The 23,236-nt window shown below is 36.3% G+C and carries 22 protein-coding genes and 1 pseudogene; 19 read left to right on the plus strand and 4 right to left on the minus strand.

The features are described 5' to 3' along the window. Positions 1-90: 90 nt before the first annotated feature. Complete coding sequence (locus tag MWJ95_RS02645; protein WP_249072104.1) at positions 91-240, minus strand: YjcZ family sporulation protein; 150 nt, start codon at positions 238-240, stop codon at positions 91-93. 422 nt (positions 241-662) lie between these two features. On the opposite strand from MWJ95_RS02645, the gene MWJ95_RS02650 reads away from it, so the two are divergent. The 4 genes and pseudogenes from MWJ95_RS02650 (at position 663) to MWJ95_RS02665 (ending at position 2,956) form a co-directional block, all read left to right on the plus strand. After that, positions 663-1,160 (plus strand): CDI toxin immunity protein, encoded by a 498-nt coding sequence (locus MWJ95_RS02650; protein WP_249104038.1) that lies wholly within the window; start codon positions 663-665, stop codon positions 1,158-1,160. Positions 1,161-1,320: 160 nt separating this feature from the next. Beyond that, positions 1,321-1,633: pseudogene (locus MWJ95_RS02655) on the plus strand (DUF1569 domain-containing protein); the annotation flags it as partial. Positions 1,634-1,811: 178 nt separating this feature from the next. Continuing rightward, positions 1,812-2,306, plus strand: a complete 495-nt coding sequence (locus tag MWJ95_RS02660; protein WP_249072107.1) for a DUF6584 family protein — start codon at positions 1,812-1,814, stop codon at positions 2,304-2,306. A gap of 140 nt (positions 2,307-2,446) precedes the next feature. Continuing rightward, complete coding sequence (locus MWJ95_RS02665; protein ID WP_249104040.1) at positions 2,447-2,956, plus strand: SMI1/KNR4 family protein; 510 nt, start codon at positions 2,447-2,449, stop codon at positions 2,954-2,956. Between the two features lie 104 nt (positions 2,957-3,060). On the opposite strand, the gene MWJ95_RS02670 is transcribed toward MWJ95_RS02665, so the two are convergent. Continuing rightward, entirely contained in the window at positions 3,061-5,409 is a 2,349-nt protein-coding gene (locus MWJ95_RS02670; RefSeq protein ID WP_249104043.1) for a M13-type metalloendopeptidase, read from the minus strand. A gap of 446 nt (positions 5,410-5,855) precedes the next feature. On the opposite strand from MWJ95_RS02670, the gene MWJ95_RS02675 reads away from it, so the two are divergent. Next, positions 5,856-6,728: a phosphotransferase family protein gene (locus tag MWJ95_RS02675; protein ID WP_249104046.1), complete on the plus strand. Its 873-nt coding sequence runs from the start codon at positions 5,856-5,858 to the stop codon at positions 6,726-6,728. Between the two features lie 129 nt (positions 6,729-6,857). Here MWJ95_RS02675 and MWJ95_RS02680 read toward each other — a convergent pair whose 3' ends face one another. Together MWJ95_RS02680 and MWJ95_RS02685 are read right to left on the minus strand one after the other, a co-directional pair. Next, positions 6,858-8,093 (minus strand): IS110 family RNA-guided transposase, encoded by a 1,236-nt coding sequence (locus MWJ95_RS02680; protein ID WP_249104048.1) that lies wholly within the window; start codon positions 8,091-8,093, stop codon positions 6,858-6,860. Between the two features lie 584 nt (positions 8,094-8,677). Beyond that, on the minus strand, positions 8,678-9,541 hold the full coding sequence (locus MWJ95_RS02685; protein WP_249104516.1) for a pentapeptide repeat-containing protein: 864 nt from the start codon (positions 9,539-9,541) through the stop codon (positions 8,678-8,680). A gap of 230 nt (positions 9,542-9,771) precedes the next feature. Here MWJ95_RS02685 and MWJ95_RS02690 point away from each other — a divergent pair, with 230 nt between their 5' ends. From MWJ95_RS02690 to MWJ95_RS02755, 14 genes are all read left to right on the plus strand, one after another. Further along, entirely contained in the window at positions 9,772-10,398 is a 627-nt protein-coding gene (locus MWJ95_RS02690; protein ID WP_283164566.1) for a TetR/AcrR family transcriptional regulator, read from the plus strand. A gap of 78 nt (positions 10,399-10,476) precedes the next feature. Next, positions 10,477-12,795, plus strand: coding sequence for an ABC transporter permease (locus MWJ95_RS02695; RefSeq protein WP_249104052.1), 2,319 nt, complete (start codon positions 10,477-10,479; stop codon positions 12,793-12,795). A gap of 3 nt (positions 12,796-12,798) precedes the next feature. Next, positions 12,799-13,557 (plus strand): ABC transporter ATP-binding protein, encoded by a 759-nt coding sequence (locus MWJ95_RS02700; protein ID WP_249072124.1) that lies wholly within the window; start codon positions 12,799-12,801, stop codon positions 13,555-13,557. A gap of 287 nt (positions 13,558-13,844) precedes the next feature. Continuing rightward, positions 13,845-14,084 carry a hypothetical protein gene (locus tag MWJ95_RS02705; protein ID WP_249104054.1) on the plus strand — a complete coding sequence of 80 codons (240 nt, stop codon included), beginning with the start codon at positions 13,845-13,847 and terminating at the stop codon, positions 14,082-14,084. Positions 14,085-14,110: 26 nt separating this feature from the next. Continuing rightward, positions 14,111-14,884 carry a hypothetical protein gene (locus MWJ95_RS02710; protein ID WP_249104057.1) on the plus strand — a complete coding sequence of 258 codons (774 nt, stop codon included), beginning with the start codon at positions 14,111-14,113 and terminating at the stop codon, positions 14,882-14,884. Beyond that, positions 14,881-15,237, plus strand: a complete 357-nt coding sequence (locus tag MWJ95_RS02715; protein ID WP_249072128.1) for a GntR family transcriptional regulator — start codon at positions 14,881-14,883, stop codon at positions 15,235-15,237. The genes MWJ95_RS02710 and MWJ95_RS02715 overlap by 4 nt, the downstream gene beginning before the upstream one ends. Positions 15,238-15,247: 10 nt before the next feature. Then, complete coding sequence (locus tag MWJ95_RS02720; protein WP_249072130.1) at positions 15,248-15,943, plus strand: ABC transporter ATP-binding protein; 696 nt, start codon at positions 15,248-15,250, stop codon at positions 15,941-15,943. A 5-nt stretch (positions 15,944-15,948) separates the two neighbouring features. After that, positions 15,949-16,872 (plus strand): ABC transporter ATP-binding protein, encoded by a 924-nt coding sequence (locus MWJ95_RS02725; RefSeq protein ID WP_249072131.1) that lies wholly within the window; start codon positions 15,949-15,951, stop codon positions 16,870-16,872. After that, the gene (locus tag MWJ95_RS02730) at positions 16,841-17,773 is read left to right on the plus strand and encodes an ABC transporter permease (RefSeq protein ID WP_249104060.1); all 933 of its coding nucleotides are present in this window, start codon (positions 16,841-16,843) and stop codon (positions 17,771-17,773) included. The genes MWJ95_RS02725 and MWJ95_RS02730 overlap by 32 nt, the downstream gene beginning before the upstream one ends. 185 nt (positions 17,774-17,958) lie before the next feature. Next, positions 17,959-18,828 carry a LysR family transcriptional regulator gene (locus MWJ95_RS02735; protein WP_249104064.1) on the plus strand — a complete coding sequence of 290 codons (870 nt, stop codon included), beginning with the start codon at positions 17,959-17,961 and terminating at the stop codon, positions 18,826-18,828. 174 nt (positions 18,829-19,002) lie between these two features. After that, complete coding sequence (locus MWJ95_RS02740; protein ID WP_249072137.1) at positions 19,003-19,665, plus strand: response regulator transcription factor; 663 nt, start codon at positions 19,003-19,005, stop codon at positions 19,663-19,665. Beyond that, positions 19,662-20,705, plus strand: coding sequence for a sensor histidine kinase (locus MWJ95_RS02745; protein ID WP_249104067.1), 1,044 nt, complete (start codon positions 19,662-19,664; stop codon positions 20,703-20,705). The genes MWJ95_RS02740 and MWJ95_RS02745 overlap by 4 nt, the downstream gene beginning before the upstream one ends. Before the next feature lie 47 nt (positions 20,706-20,752). After that, positions 20,753-22,270, plus strand: a complete 1,518-nt coding sequence (locus tag MWJ95_RS02750; protein ID WP_249104069.1) for a multicopper oxidase family protein — start codon at positions 20,753-20,755, stop codon at positions 22,268-22,270. 159 nt (positions 22,271-22,429) lie between these two features. Continuing rightward, positions 22,430-23,167 (plus strand): urease accessory protein UreH domain-containing protein, encoded by a 738-nt coding sequence (locus tag MWJ95_RS02755; RefSeq protein WP_249104072.1) that lies wholly within the window; start codon positions 22,430-22,432, stop codon positions 23,165-23,167. Positions 23,168-23,236 lie beyond the last annotated feature (69 nt).

Below are 23,236 nucleotides of genomic sequence, written 5' to 3' on the forward strand. Positions count from 1 at the left end.
ACACGCTACAGTAAACTATTGAACGATTTATGAGTAAAGAAACTACAAAAGGGTCACCAGGCTAGGAGGGCGACCCTTTAATCGGAAATGTTAATACCCTGTATTCATGAAAGTAGCGCCGATAATAATTAAAAGAATAAATAGAACAACAATTAAGGCGAATTGTGAACCATTTCCATAACCGCCACCGGAGTAGCAGCCACTATTAATGCCACCAACATTTCCACCATAGTATCCCATAAGACACACCTCCTTTCTATAATATATAATATGTTGACTGCAGAGAAGGAGTGTGGTTGTTAAACCATTCAGCTATAGGCATTAAAAAATATACTTTTGTGAGATAAGACCATAAAAAAGGGCCACTTGGGATGGAGTGACCCTTAGTAACAAGATTCGGAGGTGTAAGGCTAAATTAGCTTTACCTTATTATTAATATGTCGTGATAGCTATATATGTATAGTGAATTGCCTGTGAAATAAATTTAAAAATAAAAAAACGGTAGCAGCATAACACCTAAAATAAACTAATAAACAATATAAAATAAGGTATTTCACTACTTACTACAAATATTAAGAAATGAAGGATCCTGCTTTAACGGGTTAGTGAAAGATGGAATTGGTATACGATCTAATGTAACAAACAAAATAGCTAGGGTGAATATGTTGAAGGATAAAAAGGAACGTTTAAAAGAGTTGCTAGATAAGCAAAAACAAAAAAGAATAAAAGAGGAGGAGAAAAATGTATACGAAACGGTTTTAGAGGAAGTTAATGAGTTATTTCCAAATACTGATTCTGAAGAGGAAGTAGAAATATTATCAAAAGAAGATTCAAAAAAAATTACTGATGAATTATTTAAAAAATTTCCGTTTTGTAGTAGCGGAATTGAGTGGACACATATGTTTTACAAAACTATATTTTCTAACTTTGTTGACTATGAAGGTGCATTAGCAGAACTAGTAATTAAAAATCATAAAGTAAGTAATGAAATATGCTATATTATTGACCTTAATTCTCAATATGTCATTAAAACAAAACTGATTAGAATTTTACACAGTGTTGAAGAAGTTAGAAATTGGGACAGGTATATTTATTCACCTCAAATTAATTTGGTTATCGAATTCTCCTCCAACGATATAGCAGTAGGATGGAAGAAATAAGTGTTTACAACAGAAGAATGTGAAGCTTTACATTTAAACGAACGAAGTGCTTTACTTCAATAGAGGGCTATAAATCCTGTATCAAAGTAGTTTTTTTCTTATTCCACAATCGGGCCAAATAAGTTAAGATGGTTGACTCATTATAAAAAAATAGGCACGGATGAAAACTATTTTTAATCAAATGCATACAGCAAAAATTTTAAAGCGTCCACAAATTAAATCCGAATTCACAGCCGCAGTGGGGAAAAATGAATGTCGCCCAAATGCTAGCGCATTGTTCAGCTTTCTAAGATATTGCAATGGGGCAATCTTTTCCACCAAGGAGCTGGTTAGGAATAATAGTAGGGCGGTTTGCAAAACAAATCATGTACAATGACAGGGCATTGCCTCACAATATGTCTACGATCCCCACCATTTTGATTGCAGATGAAAGAGAATTTGAGATAGAAAAAGAAAAGCTAAAACAAAGTATCCCTAAACTTAATTCACTAACAGGGGCGTTGAAATCCTTATTGGTGAAACATAAGAAGTTGAATGAGGAAAAAATTACATATATAAAATAAAGCAATACATTGTTAAGATTTGATAGGTAAAGTATTCTATGAAAAGAAATTAGCGTGGTACTATCAAGATAAAAGCGGGTGTTTTTTATTGGAGGGGAAGTTTTCCAAGACTTTAAAACGAATAGAAGAGGATATTAAAAATGATGATTTGGGGAAAGCAAGGGATAGACTACACGGATTAATAACAACTTTTCCTAATGAATTAGAACTCCGTAAAAAATTGGGAGATATTTATTTCGAGTTAAAATATCCTGCAATGGCTGGTCGATACTGGTATTTAGAAAAGAATAAGACGCCAGAAATGATAAATGCGTGTATTGAATTTGAAAACTCTATGGGAAAAGACATTGATAATATAGCGAGAGCTTTAAAGTATAAAGGTGATATTGAACTTTTAAAAGGACTGGAATTGGACCTAGCACTTTTATCTATCAATAAAGTAAAAGAAAAATTAGTAGAAGAACCAGATGCACCTATAGAAGGTGAACATAACTGGGTTATTTTTGGTTGTCTTTCAATAATAATTTTACTATTTATTTTTGCATTAGTTGGAGTTTATACATTTTTCACATGGATATTTTAAATGAAAATGGAAAGAAAATTTTACTAACGCAATAGCTAAAAGTCAGACTGTTTTTGACGTACTTTTTAGTAAAAGGATCATGTAAAAGAAGTTTAATCATAATTAAAGAAATATATTTCTAATTGTATGGAGGAGTCACGTTGGTTAATGAAGTAATTACAAATGCTAAAAATATGATTCAAAGGTCTGGAACATCCACTAGGATAGCGACAGTTGGGGAAATAAATGACCTAAAAGAAAAACTAGATTCTAAACTTCCAGAATGGTTGATCGATTTAATGACTACGGTAGAAGTGTGTAATAGTGAATTGGTGGTTCCTTTTGATGCGGAAGATGAAGAAGATGAAGAAAATCCCCAATTACGAATCGAATTCTTGAATCCAAAGTGTATTATTGATCAATGTTTAGATGCTGTTCCTGGATGTGCAGTATTTGAGAGTGGTTATATTTGTATCGGAGTAGAAATAGCTATTGGTGATGCTTACGCAATAAATATACACGAAGGAAATAATCCTCCTGTCTATTTATTAGATCATGAATATGCTGAAGAGACTGAGACGATAATTGAAAATAAACTAACTGTTGTAAAAAATTTATCCGACCTGTTCCTAGTTGCGAGAATAAAAGAGCGAAAACGAACGAGGTCCTAGATTTAATAGAAAAAACAGACAGAATTTAATCTACACTTTTTGTAGATTAAATCTGCCTGTTTGTTTAAAACAGTCTTACTCTAAAATGGCTTCCTTGGTAGCCTCTACCAGATGGAAACTCGATCCTCTGGAGCTACATACATGCCATCTCCAACCTTAATTCCAAAGGTATCATAGAATTGCGGGAAGTTTACAATCGTGCGGTTTACCCGAATTTTATTGGCTGAATGTACATCGTTTTTGCTTAGATATGCTGCAAGCTCTTTTGTAGTTGTGAATTTCCACATTTCTGCATTGCTTTCGAAATATGCTTTATAATCTGGATTACTCATATTGGATACAACTTGCAGTGAAGCGGCCATTCCGCCCAAATCAGCGACATTCTCGCTCAGTGTAAGCTGACCGTCGTTCAACACACCCGGAATAATCTCAATGTTATTATAGAACTCAATCAGTTTCTGGTTTTTCTCTTTGAATTTCTTAAAGTCTTCCTCTGTCCACCAGTTATTTGCATTTCCATTTTCGTCATATGCCGATCCGTTGTTATCAAATGCATGGCTGATCTCATGACCAATGACCATGCCAATTGCCCCATAGTTTTCTTCAGGTTTAGCTTTTATGTCATAGAAGGGTGCTTGCAGAATACCAGCAGGGAACGTAATTTCGTTATTAAGCGGATAGTAGAAAGCATTTACGGTATAAACACTCGTTACCCATTTGGTTCTATCCACTGGTTTTCCAAGCTCGGCTTTCGAGTGATCAATGTATGCTTTGGTTACTGCGAAAGTATTAGATAACAGCGAACCACCTTCGTCATATGTCTTGATCGCTACTTTGTCTAAAGTCGTATCCCACTTCTCTGGATATCCGATCTTAACAATCATCGTTTCCAGCTTTTTAATCGCTTTAGTTTTTGTTGTTTCGGACATCCAATCAAGCGATTTGATTCTTTCCTCATACGTAGCAATTAACTTCTCTACCATCTGTTCAACATCTTTTTTAGCTTCTGGTGAAAAATGTTTCTCGGCAAACATTTGCTCCAAATAACTGCTCATTGTGCCAGTTGTCAAGTCTACTGCGTTTTCTTTATCTGTTTTTTCTCCTGTAATGCCGTAGAACGTTGCGGCAAACTCCTTAGCAGCATCTCCGATTTCATCTGACAATAAACTGCCTGTTGCTATAAGTAGTTGCAATTTGGAGTAAGTTTTCAACACGTTAAGATTAGTATCAGTCAAGAGTTCTGCGCCTTTTTGCGCAAGCTTCACATCGTTGACGATCACTTTATCAGTACTGTCGATTTTCATCGATTTCAAGACTTGTTTCATATCTACTGTTTTGAACATGTCATCGAATTGTTCGATTGTATATGGGTTATAGTATTTATTGACATCGCTTTGTTCATAAGGTTCAAGCGATACGGAAGCTAAGCTTTTCTCCATGTCATAAACTTTCTCGGCAAGTGCTTTCGCATCGGACTTTTCCTCGCCCGATGCCACAAGAAGTTTGGTCATATATTGAATATAGGCTTTTTTCGCTTTCTCATCTTCCGTAACAAAGCTGTTCTTATCCAGACCAATAGCTAATCCTGTGTAATACAAAGCATTTTCACTGCTGTTCTTTGCATCGTTCATAATTGCAAAGTTAAATAATGAGCTCAAACCCAATTCTTTCTCCAGGCTAAGATCTGCTTGAACGAGTTCATTAAGCGTTTTAGCTCCGTCAATTGCTTTTACATATTTTTGAATAGGTTCAATTCCTTGTTTATTTCTATTTTTTTTATCCAACGCAGTCGAATAGTAGTCAGCAATTTTCTGTTCTTTCGTTCCTTTTTCGAATTGTTTGCCAACGAGGTCATCTATTATTTTTTCCAATTTCTCGTCATTTTGTTTTTGCAGCTCGGAAAAGCCGCCGCCCATGATTTCTCCTGCCGGAATTGTCGATTGATTTAACCATTCTTTATTAATTGCTTCATAAAAATCGTCATTTAAATGAGAGCCTTTAAGCGTCCATATTCTGGCGATAATGTTTTGAAATTCTTCGATCGTAATATTGTCATTTGCGCCTAATGTGCCGTCAGGGTTGCCCGTCAATACGCCGGCTTTTACCAATTTATCGATGTCTTTCTTAGCCCAATCGGGTACATCGGTGAACTCGACGTCAAATGTTCCAATGCGCAGATCATTTCCGACAGGCTCTGGCAACTCGCCAAATGCCCTACTCAACATAACTAAAGCTTCGACCTTCTTAGCTGGCGCTCTTAAATTTTTGTTTTTAGAGCCCTGCATAATGTATTCTTTACTAATTCCTGGTTGATAAGCGTCCGCTGCCATTAACAAGGTTTTTACAATCTCTCCCCTTGTTGCTGGTGGCGACGTTTCATCTGCATACACCGATACGCTAAGTGATAGGACCATTATGATGGTCATGAGTAAGGATAAAAATTTCTTTTTCATATTCGCGCTCCTCTATAGTAGATTGGTGTGAACAAAGATAAATGGTAGTGTTTAGAATTCCTGCCATTTAAACACCATTATAGTTGTTTTATTTTAGTTTGAAAATATGTAAAGAGCTTTTTCATTTTCAAGAGAGCATGTCTAGCCTAGAGCTTTTAAGTTCAACTCGTAGCACAAGAAAGGTCACTTTTTTAGTATTACTGTAGTGTGAAATGAAGGGGGCAAATAAGAACCGTAATAAGATAAAAGAAAAACCCATTGAATTCAACTTGGAGGGCCAAGTATCTTAGTTATGTCCATTTTTATATAAATAATAATATAGATGAATTAAAACATAATAGCAGGTTAGTTGAATAAGAAATAATATATATTGAATGGTTTAAAGGGATCTGTTATTGCTTTATAGTAAAATTAATAGATACAAAAGAATGATTGGATGGATAACTTTGACTGAAAAAGTATTAAAAAAACATTTGAAAGAAAAATACGGTGATTTTTCACTTGTTCGATTAACTGGAGGGTACACAAATGACACTTTTTTGTTAAATGGTACACTTCCTCCGTTAGTTGTTAAAGTTACAAATAAATTTAACGAAGACATTGAAAATGAAATAAATTGTTTAAATTTAATTCAAGAAACAGGAGTAACACCAAAAATTTATGAGTTAATAGAAACAGATGCCCTTCAAATAATTGTAATGGAGTACAGAAAAGGAATAAATGGACAATCCATTTTAGATAACAATGAATTAGAAAGAACAAAGGAATTATATAAAAACTTAGGAGCATCTCTTGCTAAAAGAATTCATTCAATAAAATATAACTATACTTCAAGTGGAATTAGAGAATGTACTTTTAATGAATTTTACTTAAGTTTAGATTTTGTACCTGAATTTCTTATTGCAAATTCTATGGAGATATTACAAAACATAAACGATAATGAGGAGGAATGGGTTTTAACGCACGGTGACTATGGGATTCACAATGTTTTATACACAGATACTAATACTCTTACAGTCTTAGATTGGGAATGGTCTGAATGGGCAAATCCTTTAACCGATATAGGATGGGTCTGCTGGTTTACAAAACTTCATTACCCTGAATATGCGGACTCATTAAATCTCTTATTTATTAAAGAATATAAAATTAATAATCCAATACACTTATCTCCTGAAGTATTAAGGTCTTACTGTGTATATAAGGTATGGAAAGTATTACATAAGGTCAAAAAAGCACCACAAGAAGTACAGGAGGAATGGATAAGACGTTTAAAATGGACCATAGAAACGGACATTTTTAATTTCGTCTTAATGAACTAAACCAGCTAATAGATTGTCAATAAAAATCTTTTAAATTAATAAACACTTCATGCTATACTAAAAAGCGCAACCCAAATAACCCTCCGAATTCAATTTGGAAGGTTTTTGTGGTATTTGGAAATTCTGTCACTACGTGGTTTCTTGGAATGGTGTTTTCGTTTTTAAAATCGCATAAATCCAATGTAAAAGCTTATTTGCGCAAGCAATAATGGCTACTTTATATGGCTTTCCTTCCTCACGTTTTAAATCGTAGAAGGCTCGTAATCGCTTATTTCGTGCGATAGTTTCAGGTGTTGTTTTCTTTTTCCGACTATCTCGAATAGAACAACGAACAGCTGTATAAAGCATGTGGCGAAGCCTAGCCGAGCCGCGTTTAGTAATGTGATTTTTCGTGCCTTTAAAGCGACCTGATTCAAACACACTGGGATCTAGTCCTGCAAAGGCTACTAACTTTTTCGGATGATTAAACCGATCAATTTCTCCGATTTCTGAAATAATCGTTGCAGCGATTTTTTCACCAATACCAGGAATTGATTGGAGTAATTCATATTCTTCAAGTTGTGCCGCTAACTCATCAATCTCACGCTCCAACGTAGAAAGTTGTTGGTGGTACACTTGAAGTAAATCAATATACATATTCAAGCTGACTAGAAGACTTTGATAAAGAGTTGATTGAAATGGATTGCGTTCTGCAGCTCCGATTAATTTTTCCGATCTTTCAAGCGCCCAATTAAACGAACTTGCTTTGCAATGTGTATCAATGAATTGTGCGATATCTTCTACACCTGCTTCTTTAACTGATTCAGAAGTAGGGTAAGCTTGTAAAGTTTTTAAGGAAATCTCAGCGTATAAATCGCCAAACACTCCTTTGTACTCAGGGAATATTTGATCTAATACGGCTTGAAATTGAAGCTTTGTTTGAATCATAATTCCCGTCATATTTTCATGTTGCCTTGTTAGATGCCGAAGGTTTAATAACTGTATACCACGCTTTTTCTGAGGCGCTAAATCCTCTTTGTAATACAGTTCGCCTAAGTGATAAGCATCAATGGCATCAGTTTTGGTTTTTCGCAAGCTAGAACTTTTTGCTCGGTAAGATACCAGTGGATTTACGATAATAACAATGTATTCTCTTGCTTCTAAAAACTGTACAACTGGGGCATGATAGTGACCCGTTGATTCCAAAACAACAGGTGGCTTCATTCCTGTTTGACGCTCTAAATCTAATAAATAAGAGTGTAACTCTTCCAATCCATCCACCGTATGATCAACTTTCACGCTGCTTTTATAGGGCATTTTTTTATCCAAGAACATTTGAACCTGACTTTCACCTTTTACGACATTCAGACCAACTACTGGATTCATAGTTTATCTCCTCCTAAGGTAGTGTATTGACCGGTAACCTCTATCTAGCTTGTTATTCATATCTTCGCTTGTTATACGAGATCGTAATGTCCCAACCAGCCTAATCATGTGTTAACAAGTAGAGGGCGAACAGTTTAGTTGTCGGGGTCTAGTCCCACGGGTGCTTCCGTTCGACCCGGCTACTATCAATCTATAAATTGAATAAAAAATAGTCAACCAGATTTACTCTGGCTGACCTTATAATACGAACGGGTGCTTTAGTTAAATATTCGATTTACGAAATATCAAACATAAAAACAGAGTTGATTCTACACATTTTGTAGATTAACTCTGTTTTTATGTTTTAACAGCAACAATCTTTTAGAAAACAGCCTAAATAAAAGAGGAGGATGGGCCTTTATCAGGTTAGAAGGGTTTATCAGAGGATTAGTAGTGTAAGTAAACCTTTACAATCTTGTGGTTCACCTGTATGTGCTAGATGGCGAATAGTGCTAGAGGTTATGAGTCTATTAATAATAGCAATGGTGATGCGCAAATAAATAGAAGGGTAGATGAATAAATTCTTTCATCTGCCCTTTTTCATTTTAATCAGCCCAATGAGAAGGACGTTTCAAGTGGGAGGGTAATTTTGTTTGTAGATTGCCTTGTGCCGAATTAATTTGCATCTGGGTTAAAAACATACTTGTTGATAGGTCTGCGCCGTGTAAATTTGCATCACGTAAATCGGCTCCAATAAAATCAACGCCTCTTAAATCAGCATTTTGTAGATTGGCTGCAATTAAATAAGAGCCTCTTAGATCTGTTGCTCTTAAATCCTTGCCCTTTAAATTTTTTCCTATCCAATCAACGCCACGATTATCATACTTTCGAGGTTTTTTCCCAATCTTTGTGATAAGACTTTGGCGAATTTGCTCACTTGTTTCTAACAGTAATCCATTCACTGGCAGTCGGAAAGTAGGAATATCTATTGCTAGTAATGCATCAGCTTCTAGCTCTGTTGCACGCTGTAGCTGTTCTAGTTGTATATGTAGCTTATTAAATAAAGATGAATCTACCTTATATGATAAAGCCTCTGCTACGTAAGCAATCATTTCATAAAGCTGTTCCATAATAGGAAAGACACGAAACATTTTTTCGGAAACTTCAGGGAATCGCCGCCAGTCTTGTCCATGGAAGGTTGTTTGCGAAACCTTTTGTCCAGCTCCTAAACAGTCATAAACTGTACAGCCTTTAAACCCTTGGTCTCTAAGTTTGCTATGAATTTGACAGCTGAAATCAGATTGTAGATTAGGGCAAGGTGTTCCGGCTGCTTTATGAATAGCAAAGTCGCTAGAAGCAGTAATATTTAAAGCCGTACAGCATAGACCAAAACAGCTTTGGCAATCAGCCTGTAAGCTTTCACGTATCTTTTTTCCCATTGAATCATCTATTTTTTTTACTTTAGACATCATTATATTCCTCGCTTAACGCATAGACTTCTTACTGATAATTTTATCACTTTTTACAAATAAAAGGATATATTTGTGTGGAATAATTTTGCATACAATGGTATTCCCTTTAAAATGTTTCTCGTTGAACTGTCTAGTTTTTTACAAAACTAGGATATCCCATTGACAATTTATTGTAAAATGCTATAATTTTTATCGACAGACAGTCGGTCTATATTGGAGGAGTGAAAATGAGAAAAGAAGCGATGGAGCGCAGAAACGAAATACTTGATGTGGCAGATGAGCTTTTTGGTCAGAAGGGCTTTGATGGCACAAGTACTAACGATATTCTCGAAAAGGTTGGGATAGCAAGAGGAACACTATATTATCACTTCAAGTCAAAGGAAGACATTATGGACGCGCTAATCGAGCGGTATAATGCTCAAATTTTAGGGACTGCAAAGGAAATTGCGGCAAATAAGAGCATACCCGTGAACGAGCGTATTATCAGGGTTGTAATGTCACTAAACATAAGTGATGGAAACGGCAAGGAAATTATGGATCATATACATAAGCCTCAGAATGCGCTTATGCATCAGAAAATACAAAAGGTCATTATAAATGGTCTTCCCCCAATACTGACGGAAATAATCCGTGAGGGCATTGAGCAAGGACTATTTAACACGCCGTATCCGTATGAATGTATGGAAATGATTGTGGCCTATACAAATACCGTTTTTGATGATGATATGGTTGATATAACCGATGAAGAACGCGCTGCACGAATACCAGCTTTTGTCTTCAACGTAGAAAGACTGCTCGGTGTCGAAAGTGGAAGCCTTATGTACATGATGAAGATGTTTGGCAATGGAGATTAGGTTGGAAGAAATGGAAACGACAGTGGTCATTCTGTTCAACCTGAAGTCAGTTAAAAAGCTTGAAAACAGAGGTGACGTATGTATTTCAGATTAATTCGTAATGATATGGTTAAAAGCAAACTGATTACGCTGACAACGATGCTATTTGTGGCTGCTGCGGCTATGCTCGTTTCTTTATCGGCGATTCTTATCGTAAATCTTTCTGGTGCTATCGATTCACTTATGAATCAGGCGAAAACGCCGCACTTTTTGCAAATGCACTCTGGGGATATCGATACTGTCCGGCTTGCAAATTTCGCGGAGAAAAACAGTAATGTTGATGAATATCAAGTGCTTGAGTTTCTCAACGTGGATAACAGTCAAATTATTTTAGGTGATCGTTCACTTGCGAATAATGTTCAAGACAATGGTTTTAGCATACAAAGTGAAAAATTTGATTATCTTCTTGATCTTGATGGAAAGATTATTAACGTATCCGATGGCGAGCTTTACGTTCCAATAAACTATATGAAGGACACCACGGCGAAGGTCGGTGATAAAGCTGTAATAGGCGGAAAGGAATTTACCGTAGCGGGATTCCTCCGGGATTCACAGATGAATTCTATGCTGTCTTCTTCAAAAAGATTTCTCGTTAGTGAAAAAGATTACGCTGAAATAAAAGGTCTTGGAACTATGGAGTATTTGATCGAGTTTAGATTGAAGGATTTATCGGCACTTGGTGAATTTGAAACTACTTATGCCTCCGCAGGACTTGAAGCAAACGGACCAACCATTACATATCCACTTTTCAAAACACTTAACGCGCTGTCCGACGGGATTATGATAGCCGTTATACTTCTTATAAGCGTACTTGTTGTTGCGATCGCGTTTATGTGTATCCGCTTTACACTCCTTGCGAAAATCGAAGACGATTACCGTGAAATTGGTGTTATGAAGGCAATAGGGCTGCGCCTTTCCGACATTAAGAAAATTTATCTTGCGAAGTATGCTGCAATTGCTGCAGGGGGGAGTATTCTCGGGTACGCACTTTCGTTGATGTTCAAAAACATGCTTCTTGAAAACATCCGGCTTCATATGGGGGAAAGTGAAAATTCTTCTTTTGCTACGTCTTTAGGGATCATCGGCATTCTACTTGTATTCTTCGCCATAGTAGCCTATGTAAATGGAGTGCTGAGACGCTTTCGAAAAATATCTGCTGCAGAAGCAATACGCTATGGTACTTCACAGGAAAAAAACACAGCTGCAAAGCGTTTTTGCCTAAATAAAAATAAGCTGTTGAACACAAATATTTTCCTAGGTATCAAAGATGTTCTCGCAAGGAAAAGACTTTACGGCACAATGCTTGCAGTACTTGTCATTTCGGCATCTATCATTATTGTTCCACAAAACCTTTACAACACGATTTCCTCAACAAGCTTCATTAAATATATGGGTATTGGAAACTACGATATTCGAATGGATATTCAGCAGACGGATCAAATCTCTGAAAAAGCTTCGGAAATTTTAGAATATATGAACAGCGACAATTCTATTTCAACCTATACTATCCTTACAACAAAGACATTCAAAACAAAAATAGAAGATGGTTCGGAGGAAAATATAAAAATCGAACTTGGCGACCACTCGATATTCCCTATCGAATACGCAGAGGGAAGAGCACCCGCTGTAGAAAAGGAAATTGCACTTTCGGCTTTGAACGCTGAAGAGATGAGCAAAAAAGTCGGCGATACCATTACGATCATTATAAAGGGGAAGGAGAGTAAGCTCACGGTAAGTGGCATTTATTCCGACATTACGAACGGCGGAAAAACGGCAAAGGCTATTTTTACCGACAGTTCGGAAAATATAATGTGGAGCGTTATTTGTGCAAAGCTTTCAGATAAAACCCTTGCCGATGAGAAAATCTCAAAGTATGCGGACCGATTTACTTTTGCTAAAATCTCCAATATTGATGAATTTGTAAAACAAACATTCGGTTCGACCATAAAATCAGTTGAAAAGGCTTCCATCGCTGCAATTGCTATAGCGATTATAATAACGGTCCTAGTGACACTATTGTTTATGAAAATGCTTGTCGCAAAGGATAGATATTCGATTGCTGTCATGAAAGCATTAGGTTTTACAAACTCTGATATGACGGTACAGTACGGTTCGCGAGCGGTATTTGTATCCATTATCGGGATTGTCCTGGGCACCCTTCTGGCAAACACTCTTGGAGAGGTACTTGCAGGCGCGGTTATCACCTCGTTCGGGGCGTCATCGTTTAGCTTTTCAATCAATCCACTTTCGGCGTACGTGCTTTCTCCGTTATTGATGATTTGCTCAGTCCTGATCACAACTATCATTGGCACATGGAATGTGGGGAAAATAAAAATATCCGACAATATAAAGGAGTAGCTTATGAAGAAAATTATAATCGGTGAAGACATTGTAAAATCTTTCGGCGAGGGTGATGAAAAGCGCAATGTTCTCGACGGAGCATCCGTTGACATAAACGAGGGTGAGTTTGTTGCAATTATGGGACCCTCTGGCTCGGGAAAATCGACGCTCATGTTTGCATTAAGCGGCATGGACAGCATTGATGGTGGAAGGGTAAACTTTGATGGCAGTGATTTATCGTCAGTCGGCGAGATTGAACTTTCAGATTTACGTAGAACAAAAATGGGCTTTGTATTTCAGCAGCCAACGATGCTTAAAAATCTAAATATTCTCGATAATATTATTCTTCCATCCATCCGTGATAACAGAAAAAACGTTGCGAAAATGTCAGAGAAGGCAAAAGCGCTTATGAAGAGAGTAGGCATTGCGGAGCTTGAAACGCGCGACGTTACGCAAGTTTCAGGAGGACAGCTTCAGCGAGCAGGAATATGTCGTGCGCTTTTGAACAGCCCGAAAATTATCTTCGGTGATGAGCCTACGGGTGCACTTAACTCAACATCAGCACAAGAGATCATGGACATATTTTCTGAAATTAACGCGGGCGGTACTGCGATTATGCTTGTCACTCACGATGCCAAGGTAGCAGCGCGAACAGAGCGTGTGTTGTTTATGTGCGATGGAAAAATTGTCAGTGAGTTAAAGCTTCCAAAGTTTGATGGAACGAATATTGATGGCAGAGTAGGGCAAGTAACGGAGAAAATGTGGGAAATCGGGATATGAGTTGTTGTATCAACTAACGCTAGAGCGTGCATCAGAGATGATCACATCCTATGAAAACGCCTTCGTGTTCAACATCGTGTCGGCCTAAGCAGCTCATCGGACTGTTGCTTGATTGTTAGCGGCGGAATTTCGGGTTTTAGCGGCGTTCCTCCTTTGGTTAGCGGCGCAACTCACACTTTTAGCGGCGAATTCCAACATAAGCAGGACAATTTGACAAAACTAAAACCAGAGTTGAAAAACTTTGTATAGAATTTTACACAATATTAAGGACTTGACTGCGACCAGTCATGGATGTAGATAAAATTCAGAAGTTAGGTGATAAAACGCAAAAGTTGGGTGATAAAACTAAAAGTTTGGGTGACATATTGTTACAACGTCAAAATCACCCTCAAATTGCTGAAGAGATCTATACTTTATTTAACTTAATTTCATTACAACATGAAGGAAGAGCCATTTATTTAGTGGTTTTTCCTTTTTTTTTAATTAATGCTTGCAATGTTAAAAGTCATAGTGTACTATTTAGCTAGTACACTATGACACGAGGTGTTTTAATTTGAAACAATTTGCAGGGCTCTTGAAAAAGGAATGGGTGCTCTATAGAGTATGGCTATTTGGTGGAATTTTTATTGGGGTCATGCTGTCAGTGGTAGTTCCATATTTGATAAGGCGGTTAAATGATGAATTTACGATGGAAAACCAGATGACAGTTGCCTTTTCGATACTAGTACTAGTCTTAGGTGGATTTTTTTCGATATTACAATTTCTGGCTAGTATGCGTCATGACTTAAAGAACAAAGAGATATGGCTGCATTCAACTAGTTCCATTGCACAGCTTGTAGGTGCGAAAATTGTATTTTCCATAATAGGATACGCTATCTTCAATTTTATCTTTATAAGTATAGCTATTTACAAAGTCAAAGATGAAATTATTATAGGCAACTTCGCCCAAATACTTTTATTACTTTTATTTTTTGTAGCCATTATTGTTATTCTTCAATTAATGATATTTGTGATAATGCTACTATTTTTAGCATTAAATCTCCAAATGAAACACTTTATTGGAAGTTTTTCCATTGTAATTACGATGGTGGCCTTTTTCATTAGTATGAATGAATGGGTGAAATTTACAGGGAGTAAATTATATGATAATATTTTCCATCATGTAGAGATTTCATTAACGGGTCTGGAACAATTTTTCCCGAAGTTACTAACAATGAAGTTAGAATTGGGTTCACTGTATGTTGTTGAAGAGGTAGCAGGTACCATTATGATCGTCTTCCTATTTATCATAGCGACAAAGTGGCTTGAAAAGGTGGTTTTACGATGACAATCGACTTTTCACGTGATAAGCCCATTTATAGTCAGCTTGTAGATCGGATTTGTGGGGACATTTTGAAAGGGAAGTTAGTGCTTGGAGATCGACTTCCTTCGGTTCGAGAGTATGCAGTGGAAACAGGTGTCAATGTAAATACTGTGCAACGGGTGTATAAGGAGTTAGAAGCGATGAATATAACGGAAACCAAACGAGGTCAAGGTACATTTATAACAACCGATGAAGAACGAATTGTTCTTTTACGGGAAGATATGAAAAACCAACTGGCAGAGCATTTTTTAACTTCCATTGAAGCGCTTGGATTTTCAAAGGAAGAGATGCTCGTTGTTTTACAGAATAAATCGTGAGGTGATATATATGCTACAGCTATCTAACGTTTCTTTTCGTTATATGAAAAAGTCTATTCTTCAAGATGTATCTTTTACCATCCCTATTGGACAAATCATTGGGCTTGTTGGAGAAAATGGCAGTGGCAAGTCGACACTATTAAAAGTGTTGGCAGGCTTATTACGTCCATCAAATGGTGAAGTATTGCTAAATGGAACACCTGTTACACGCAGAAGCGCTGATAAAATTGCTTATTTACCAGATATTGATTTATTTTTTGATTTCTACACAGGTGAGCAGCTTTTTCAACACTATGCCTCTCAATTCGAAGATTTTTCGTATGATAAGGCTTGTATCGTTGCAGAGTTTTTACAAGTTGATAAAAATGTGAAGCTACGACAATTATCAAAGGGGAACCGTGGTCGGATGAAAATGGCCGCAACGCTTGGGCGAGAAGTACCCTATTATTTAATGGATGAGCCATTTTCTGGTCTGGATCCAATTGTCCGCGAACAGCTGATTAAAGGGTTAATTCAATTTACAGATATTGAACACCAAACAATATTGTTATCAACGCATGAATTATATGAGGTAGAGCCTATTCTAGATCAAATCATTTTATTGCAAAATGGTTCGATCATTGCACATGAGGAAGTTGAGACCATTCGAGATGTTTCGAATAAGGATGCTGTGCAATGGATGAAGGCTTATTATAAGAAAGGGTGAAATGAATGACAACACAACCAATTGTTCAATTGCAAAATTTATCAAAAACTATTGGTGGTAAGCAATTGATTCAGCAATTAAATATCGATTTATATCCAGGGCAAATCACTGGATTTTTAGGACCGAATGGCGCAGGGAAAACGACGACAATTCGTATGATGACGGGACTTATGAATCCAACTGAAGGAAAGGTCATTATTGATGGGGTTTCCTTACAGGACAAATATGAGGAAGCTATTAGTAAGGTCGGTGTAATTGTAGAAAACCCGGAAATGTATAAATTTATGACGGGCTATAAAAACCTACTGCACTTTGCGCGTATGCATAAAAACGTTACAAAAGAGCGTATTCAAGAGGTAGTTAGACAGGTCGGTCTTGAAAATCGTATTCATGAAAAGGTTTCGACGTATTCGTTAGGGATGCGTCAGCGTTTAGGACTTGCACAGGCGCTACTTCATCGACCAAAATTTTTAATTTTAGATGAACCAACGAATGGTCTAGACCCAGCAGGTATCCGTGAGTTCCGTATGTATTTGCGTAAAATTGCGGAGGAGGATGGCGTATCAGTATTTGTTTCCAGTCATTTATTATCCGAAATTGAGTTAATGTGTGATCGAGTAGCTGTTATACAAAATGGAAAACTTATCGATATTCGTGATATCAACGTTGAAACATCTTCGTTTTATTATATTGAAGCTACACCGAATGATCAGGCAGCAGCTCTTCTACAGAAACTCGATTACAACTTTGTGGCGGAGAATAATGGTTACGTATTGGAAATAAAGAAAGAGGATATACCGAACCTCATTGCGCAATTTGTTCAAGAAGGAATTCAATTATTTGCAGTACAACCGCATCAAAAAACGTTAGAGGATCAATTCTTAGAAATGACAGGAGGTGGCCAAATTGCTGAAGCTAATGCAAAATGAATGGATGAAATTATGGCATAAAAAAGGAACTTGGACAATGGTCGCGCTATTAGTCCTCTTTATTATTGGTCCTGGTATTATGTTGAAATACTATGAAACAAAAGAGGATAAAACGTGGCAGCAACTTGAACAGCAGTCCATTGATAATTATAAAGAGATATTGAAAGATGACAATTTATCGGCAGAGGATAAAAATCACTTTGAAGATCAAATAGCTATTTCTGAGTATCGATTAGCAAACGATGTGCCGTCTCAAGACTTTGCAGGCTTTATGTCATTAACAGGTGGCATGTTGACATTAGTAACATTATTTACAGTTATTGTTGCCGCAAGTATTGTATCTAATGAATTCTCTACTGGGACGATTAAAATGCTATTAACGCGTCCGGTTTCGCGAGCAAAAATATTAACCTCAAAATTACTTACAACTTTCATTTTTGGGCTATTATTGATTGTTGTCAATGTAGGAGTAAGTGCTCTAGTGGGACTGATACTATTTGGTGGTTCTACTGGTGCTGAGTTAGAAGTAGTCAACGGTCAGGTTGTAGAAAAAGCGGTATGGAATGATTTAGCATACCACTATTTACTTTCTGGCGGAGACTTTGTCATGTCCATATTGTTTGCTTTTTTAGTGGGCTCCGTTTTCCGTTCAAGCTCTTTAGCGATTGGCTTAACAATTTTCCTATCCTTTTCAGGTGGAATGGTTGTCATGTTCTTAAGCAAATTTAAAATCGTTAAATATATTTGGTTAACTCATTCAGATTTAACACAATATGAACATGCAAGTTCAATACTAGATGGCATTACAATGCCATTCTCACTCACAATTCTTGCGATTTATGCTGTTGTTTTCCTTGTAATCAGCTATATGTCCTTTATGAAACGTGACGTAACCGCATAAAAAAGGTGTATGCCGTTTCATGAACTGCACGCCAATTGTTAGATGTATAACTGACAATTGGCGTGCATTTTTTTCTGATAGAATAATAGTGGAACAAGTTGAAGAGAACAAATAGATTTTGCTAGAAAAGGTTCCAAGACGTAAATAGAATCGATATAATGAATGAAAAAAAGAGGGGCATATAGATGGAAACAGAATGGTTGCGAACTTTTATTGTTGCTGCGAACACAGAGAATTTTCGTGAGACGGCAGAACAACGTTTTATTACACAATCAACTGTATCGAAGCATATTCAACACTTAGAAAAAGAACTACAAACAACACTTTTTGAACGACAGGGGAAACATGTGAAATTAAATCATATCGGTGCTCACTTTCTTCAACATGCAGATAACATGTTGGGAACGATTGATGAAGGATTACAAAAAACAGTATCCTACTTGAATGGTTATACGTCGCAATTAACTATTGGAGTTGCACCGCAAATTGCTAATTCTACTTTACCAGGAATTATTCATACGTTTCAGCAGCAAAACCCTGCAATTCACATAACGATCGAACTATTAAAGTCCAACGAAATCGGGGAAGCTGTACATGCAGGCAAGGTAGACATCGGTTTATCAAAATTGACATCGACACGTGACATTCACACAGTCCTTCTCGCTCAGGAACCACTTCAATTGATTGCCCCGATGTCAAAAAAGGCGACAGATGCACGGACTCTTTTACAGCAGGAAACGATCCTAACACATGAATATGCACCTTACTGGCAGGACATCCAGCAAGTACTACAACAATTTCCAAACTACAAAAGTATGAATATTAATCAAACCGAGGTGATAAAAAACTTTGTCAAACAAGAATTAGAGATTGCCTTTTTACCAAAGAGTGTGATCGAGGTTGAATCTCATCAACAATTGCTTCATAGCTATTCGTTAAAGGAATTTGCGCATATTGTTTCGAATACCTATTTTTTAACGAAATATGTAACAGCGGATATTGAGGCGTTTCTAGCAGTTTGTCATCTGATTTACACAGATGTAGTTAATGATTAATATAGAGCAAGAATTAAAGTGTTGGAAGAAGAAAATTCTCCAACTAAAAGTTCAGGTCCAAAATAATCGTTCTTTCATTAAAAGGTTGTTTAAAAGTATGAATGAAACGCTTTTACTGTTTTTTATTATTTATAATATTCTTGAATTCTTATATAAAGTTGGTGTAATTAGAAAATGAAAGTGTTAATCGTAGATGATGAAGAAAAGATTACAGAAGTATTGGCATCTTATTTTGAAAAAAACGGAGATTATACATATGTTGCACATACAGGAGAATCCGCAATCCAAATGATAGATCAAGTACCTCTTGATATGATTATTTTAGATTTAATGTTGCCTGATATAGCCGGAGAAGATATTTGCCAATATGTAAAATCAAATTACGATATTCCTGTGATTATGCTTACAGCAAAAATCTCTATTGATGATAAAGTAATTGGATTTGAAATGGGTGCAGATGACTATGTCGTTAAACCTTTTCATCCTAAAGAAATATTAATAAGAGCAGAGAGGTTGTTACCCAGTTCACATAAAAATCAAATTATTATTTTAGGACAGTTGGAACTCCATAAAGATGAAAGAAAAGTATTAGTAAATCATCAAAGTATTCAGCTCACGCCACATGAATTTAGCATTTTACTGTTACTAGCCGAAAATCCTAAAAAGGTTTTTAGCAGGGATGATATTATTCAAAAAATATATAGTTTTGATTTGAACATGAATCCTCGTATTGTAGATCAACATATTAAAAATATCCGTAAAAAAGTTAAGGAAGAGTACATCCAAACTGTCTTTGGTTTAGGATACAAAATAAATGAAAAGGTTATAAATCAATGAAATTTCATATAAAAATTGCCTTAATTGTCGCTATCTTTTCTACAAGCATACTCTTATTCATCACAGGGATATTACTTTATAAAGGTCATGAACATTTGATGATGCTCCATATTACAGATTCTAAGGAATTAATTCACCATTTTGATATGGCATTAAGGGAAACAGCAATGTGGTCATTAGGCCTTTTGCTTATTTTTATACTAATTTCTAGTTTGTTAATTGCAAAAACATTAACGAAACCTATCCAAGAACTGAATCACTTTGCGTTAAGACTAGTACGTGGAGACCGTCATTTAAATATACGCTATACGGTGAATGATCAAATTGGTCAATTAGGTAAATCACTGATGAAACTAGATAAAACATTAAACGCTTATGAACTCCGTCGTAAAGAAATGACACAGGATCTTGCACATGAAATTCGTAATCCATTAGCCTCAATAAAAAGCTATTTAAGTGCCTTTGAAGATGGGATTTGGACAGCTACTCCTGATCGTTTGAAAGCATGTGTTGAGGAAATTGATAGGCTAATTCTCCTTGTTGGAGAATTAGATACATTAAATGATATTAATAATCCTACATTTAAGGTCATGATGAAAGAGCAACAGGTTGCTAATGTCATCGAAAAGTCTGTGATTGCGTTGGCAAGTGAATTACTTGAAAAAGAAATACAGGTAGAATTGGATTTAGACAAAACAATCAATGCACAGGTAGATGCTTTGAGATTGAATCAAATTCTACACAATATTATAAAAAATGCTATGTACCATGTTCAAAAAGATGGCAAGATATTAATCAAATTATTTAAAGAAAATAGCGATTATATAATTCTTGTACATGATAATGGAGTCGGTATGGATGAAGAAACAAGTGAAAAAATCTTTGAGCGAAATTATCGAGTGGAAAATCGATATACTGGCAATGGTATTGGTATGACAATTACCAAAAAACTTGTGGAAGCACATAACGGTACAATTTCCGTCAACAGTGAGAAAAATATAGGAACTACATTTTATATACAAATGCCGTTTTCTACATAATTCCTACACAACTGTTCTATATGCTTAAGGTGAAAGGAATGGTTGATATGAGGAAAATAGCATTAGCTGCAAGTATTATCGCCAGTATGGGCATATTTGGGGCTTGTAGCCAAGGAAATAGTAACGATATGAAGGATATGGATCATTCTTCTATGAAGATGGGAGAAATGGATCACTCTTCGAAAGATATGAGAGACATGGATCATGGCAAGATGAAGGGTCATGAGAGCCATAGCAATTCGGTAAGTTTAAACAATTCGACAGGTGTAAATGAAGTAAAAGTCCCTGCTGAACTTAAACGTAATAATAAGGATGAAGTTGTATACACAGTTAAGGCACAAAAAGGAAAAACAGAAATATTTGATGGTGTTCAAACAAATACGTATGGGTATAACGGATCGTTTCTCGGCCCGATGATTCGTCTAGAAAAAGGTGAAACCGTAAAGATTAAAACTAAAAATGAACTTGATGAGGATACAACTTTTCATTGGCATGGACTAGAGGTGCCGGGGGAAAAAGATGGTGGTCCACAAAGCATTCTTAAACCAGGCGAAGAAAAAATCCTCGAGTTTAAAGTGAATCAGGAAGCGGCGACGCTATGGTTCCATCCTCATCCACATGGAAAAGCGGCAGAACAGGTATATAATGGGCTTGCAGGCTTGGTTTATATTGAAGATAATCATTCAAAAAGTCTAGGATTGCCAAATGATTATGGGAAGAACGATGTCCCCTTGATTTTCCAAGATAGAACATTTGATGATAAGAAACAATTGAATTATAGCGCTGCAATGAACACAGACGGAACGATTGGAGATACATTGTTAATTAATGGAACGCTCAATCCTAAATTGACTGTAAACAAAGAGAAAGTGCGTCTTCGTTTATTAAATGGATCAAATGCGAGAAATTATACCTTTAGATTGAGTACTGGGGATTCCTTTCTTCAAATCGCCACAGATGGTGGTTTCTTGAATGAACCCGTTTCTTTAAAAGAGATTACACTAACGCCCTCCGAAAGGGCAGAAATCGTAGTTGACTTTTCAAAAATGAAGGACGTTAATGATCTAGCTTTAATCAATGAGGATGGTTCAGTCCTTTTACCATTTGTAGTTACTGATCAAAGTGGAAAGACCAGTAAGCTCCCTAAAAAATTTAATGATCTAACATTAGAAGGTAAAGAAATGGATCTACCTGTTACAAAAAAAGTAGAACTCTTTGGAATGATGGACATGGTAACGATAAACGGAAAGAAATTTGATCCGGAAAGAATTGATTTTACACAAAAACAAGGGGTTACCGAGGTATGGGAAATTTATAATAAACCGGATATGATGGGCGGCATGATACATCCTTTCCATATTCATGGAGCACAATTTAAAGTACTCTCTCGTGATGAGAAAAAGCCACCTGAAAATGAACAAGGATGGAAGGACAGTATCTCCGTAAAACCAGGTGAGACAGTAAAAATAGCTGTACAATTTAAGCATAAGGGCGTCTACATGTTCCATTGTCATATTCTGGAGCATGAGGATAATGGAATGATGGGTCAAATTAAGGTGGATTAATGCTTTATTGCAATTAAAGATTTTTAAAATCCTGTATTAATTTTTAATACAGGATTTTTCTTTTATGTTATTGTGATTGATTATAGTGATTAGCTATTTTTTTACGAGCGGATATTGAGGTGTTTTAATTACTTTATTAAAAAATAGAAGGTGTTTATAATGTATAGTTTAATGTCGAAAATAAGCCAAATCATTAGTGAACCGATTACCATTTTTCTAAATTCCTATGAACATTCCCCATTCATAATTGCGATTTTACTTGGATTAATAGGCGCTTTAGCACCTTGTCAATTAACAGGGAATATGAGTGCGATCACTTTTTATGGAAGTCGAACATTGCAAATGAAAAACAATTGGCAAGAAATTGTGTTTTTTATGCTAGGGAAAGTCGTTGTATTTAGTGTAATAGGTATATTCGCGTGGGTATTCGGTCAGTCCTTTGAAACTGGAATGACAAAGTATTTTCCTATGTTTCGCAAAGCGATTGGCCCGATTATGCTCGTAACAGGACTCGTACTAATTGGCGTTTTAAAATTAAAATTTCTGAATCGAATACCTACCTATATTCCGTCAGTTATAAATGAGGGGAAATTGGGTTCCTTTCTGATGGGTGCTAGTTTTTCCATTGCCTTTTGCCCTACGATGTTTGTACTATTTTTCGTCTGGTTAATGCCAACAGTTGCAACTTCTTCGTATGGACTAATTTTGCCAGCCATTTTTGGTATAGCTACTTCCGGGCCACTTCTAGTGATGCTAGGGCTTATTCATTTATTTGGCGCAAAAAGATTCATTATGCGCACAAGCATGAGAATGGGGAGAGTAATTCAAAACGTAGCGGGTGTTATTCTAATTTTTATCGGCATATCGGATACGATTACATACTGGGGATTGTATTAAATAGGAAGGAACGCCTTTGAAACTAACTAAAACGAAAACATACCTAAAAAAGGTAGTGTAATAAAATAT

The sequence above is a fragment of the Lysinibacillus sp. Bpr_S20 genome, from assembly GCF_023337835.1.
Lineage (GTDB): Bacteria > Bacillota > Bacilli > Bacillales_A > Planococcaceae > Lysinibacillus.

Excerpts from the sequence above, each read along its gene's own strand:
- MWJ95_RS02700 (WP_249072124.1), top strand. The coding sequence starts at position 12,799 with ATGAAGAAAATTATAATCGGTGAAGACATTGTAAAATCTTTCGGCGAG.
- MWJ95_RS02725 (WP_249072131.1), top strand. The coding sequence starts at position 15,949 with ATGACAACACAACCAATTGTTCAATTGCAAAATTTATCAAAAACTATT.
- MWJ95_RS02705 (WP_249104054.1), top strand. The coding sequence starts at position 13,845 with ATGGATGTAGATAAAATTCAGAAGTTAGGTGATAAAACGCAAAAGTTG.
- MWJ95_RS02695 (WP_249104052.1), top strand. The coding sequence starts at position 10,477 with ATGTATTTCAGATTAATTCGTAATGATATGGTTAAAAGCAAACTGATT.
- MWJ95_RS02650 (WP_249104038.1), top strand. The coding sequence starts at position 663 with ATGTTGAAGGATAAAAAGGAACGTTTAAAAGAGTTGCTAGATAAGCAA.
- MWJ95_RS02720 (WP_249072130.1), top strand. The coding sequence starts at position 15,248 with ATGCTACAGCTATCTAACGTTTCTTTTCGTTATATGAAAAAGTCTATT.
- MWJ95_RS02685 (WP_249104516.1), bottom strand. The coding sequence starts at position 9,541 with ATGTCTAAAGTAAAAAAAATAGATGATTCAATGGGAAAAAAGATACGT.
- MWJ95_RS02670 (WP_249104043.1), bottom strand. The coding sequence starts at position 5,409 with ATGAAAAAGAAATTTTTATCCTTACTCATGACCATCATAATGGTCCTA.
- MWJ95_RS02750 (WP_249104069.1), top strand. The coding sequence starts at position 20,753 with ATGAGGAAAATAGCATTAGCTGCAAGTATTATCGCCAGTATGGGCATA.
- MWJ95_RS02745 (WP_249104067.1), top strand. The coding sequence starts at position 19,662 with ATGAAATTTCATATAAAAATTGCCTTAATTGTCGCTATCTTTTCTACA.
- MWJ95_RS02755 (WP_249104072.1), top strand. The coding sequence starts at position 22,430 with ATGTATAGTTTAATGTCGAAAATAAGCCAAATCATTAGTGAACCGATT.
- MWJ95_RS02740 (WP_249072137.1), top strand. The coding sequence starts at position 19,003 with ATGAAAGTGTTAATCGTAGATGATGAAGAAAAGATTACAGAAGTATTG.
- MWJ95_RS02735 (WP_249104064.1), top strand. The coding sequence starts at position 17,959 with ATGGAAACAGAATGGTTGCGAACTTTTATTGTTGCTGCGAACACAGAG.
- MWJ95_RS02690 (WP_283164566.1), top strand. The coding sequence starts at position 9,772 with ATGAGAAAAGAAGCGATGGAGCGCAGAAACGAAATACTTGATGTGGCA.
- MWJ95_RS02645 (WP_249072104.1), bottom strand. The coding sequence starts at position 240 with ATGGGATACTATGGTGGAAATGTTGGTGGCATTAATAGTGGCTGCTAC.
- MWJ95_RS02680 (WP_249104048.1), bottom strand. The coding sequence starts at position 8,093 with ATGAATCCAGTAGTTGGTCTGAATGTCGTAAAAGGTGAAAGTCAGGTT.
- MWJ95_RS02715 (WP_249072128.1), top strand. The coding sequence starts at position 14,881 with ATGACAATCGACTTTTCACGTGATAAGCCCATTTATAGTCAGCTTGTA.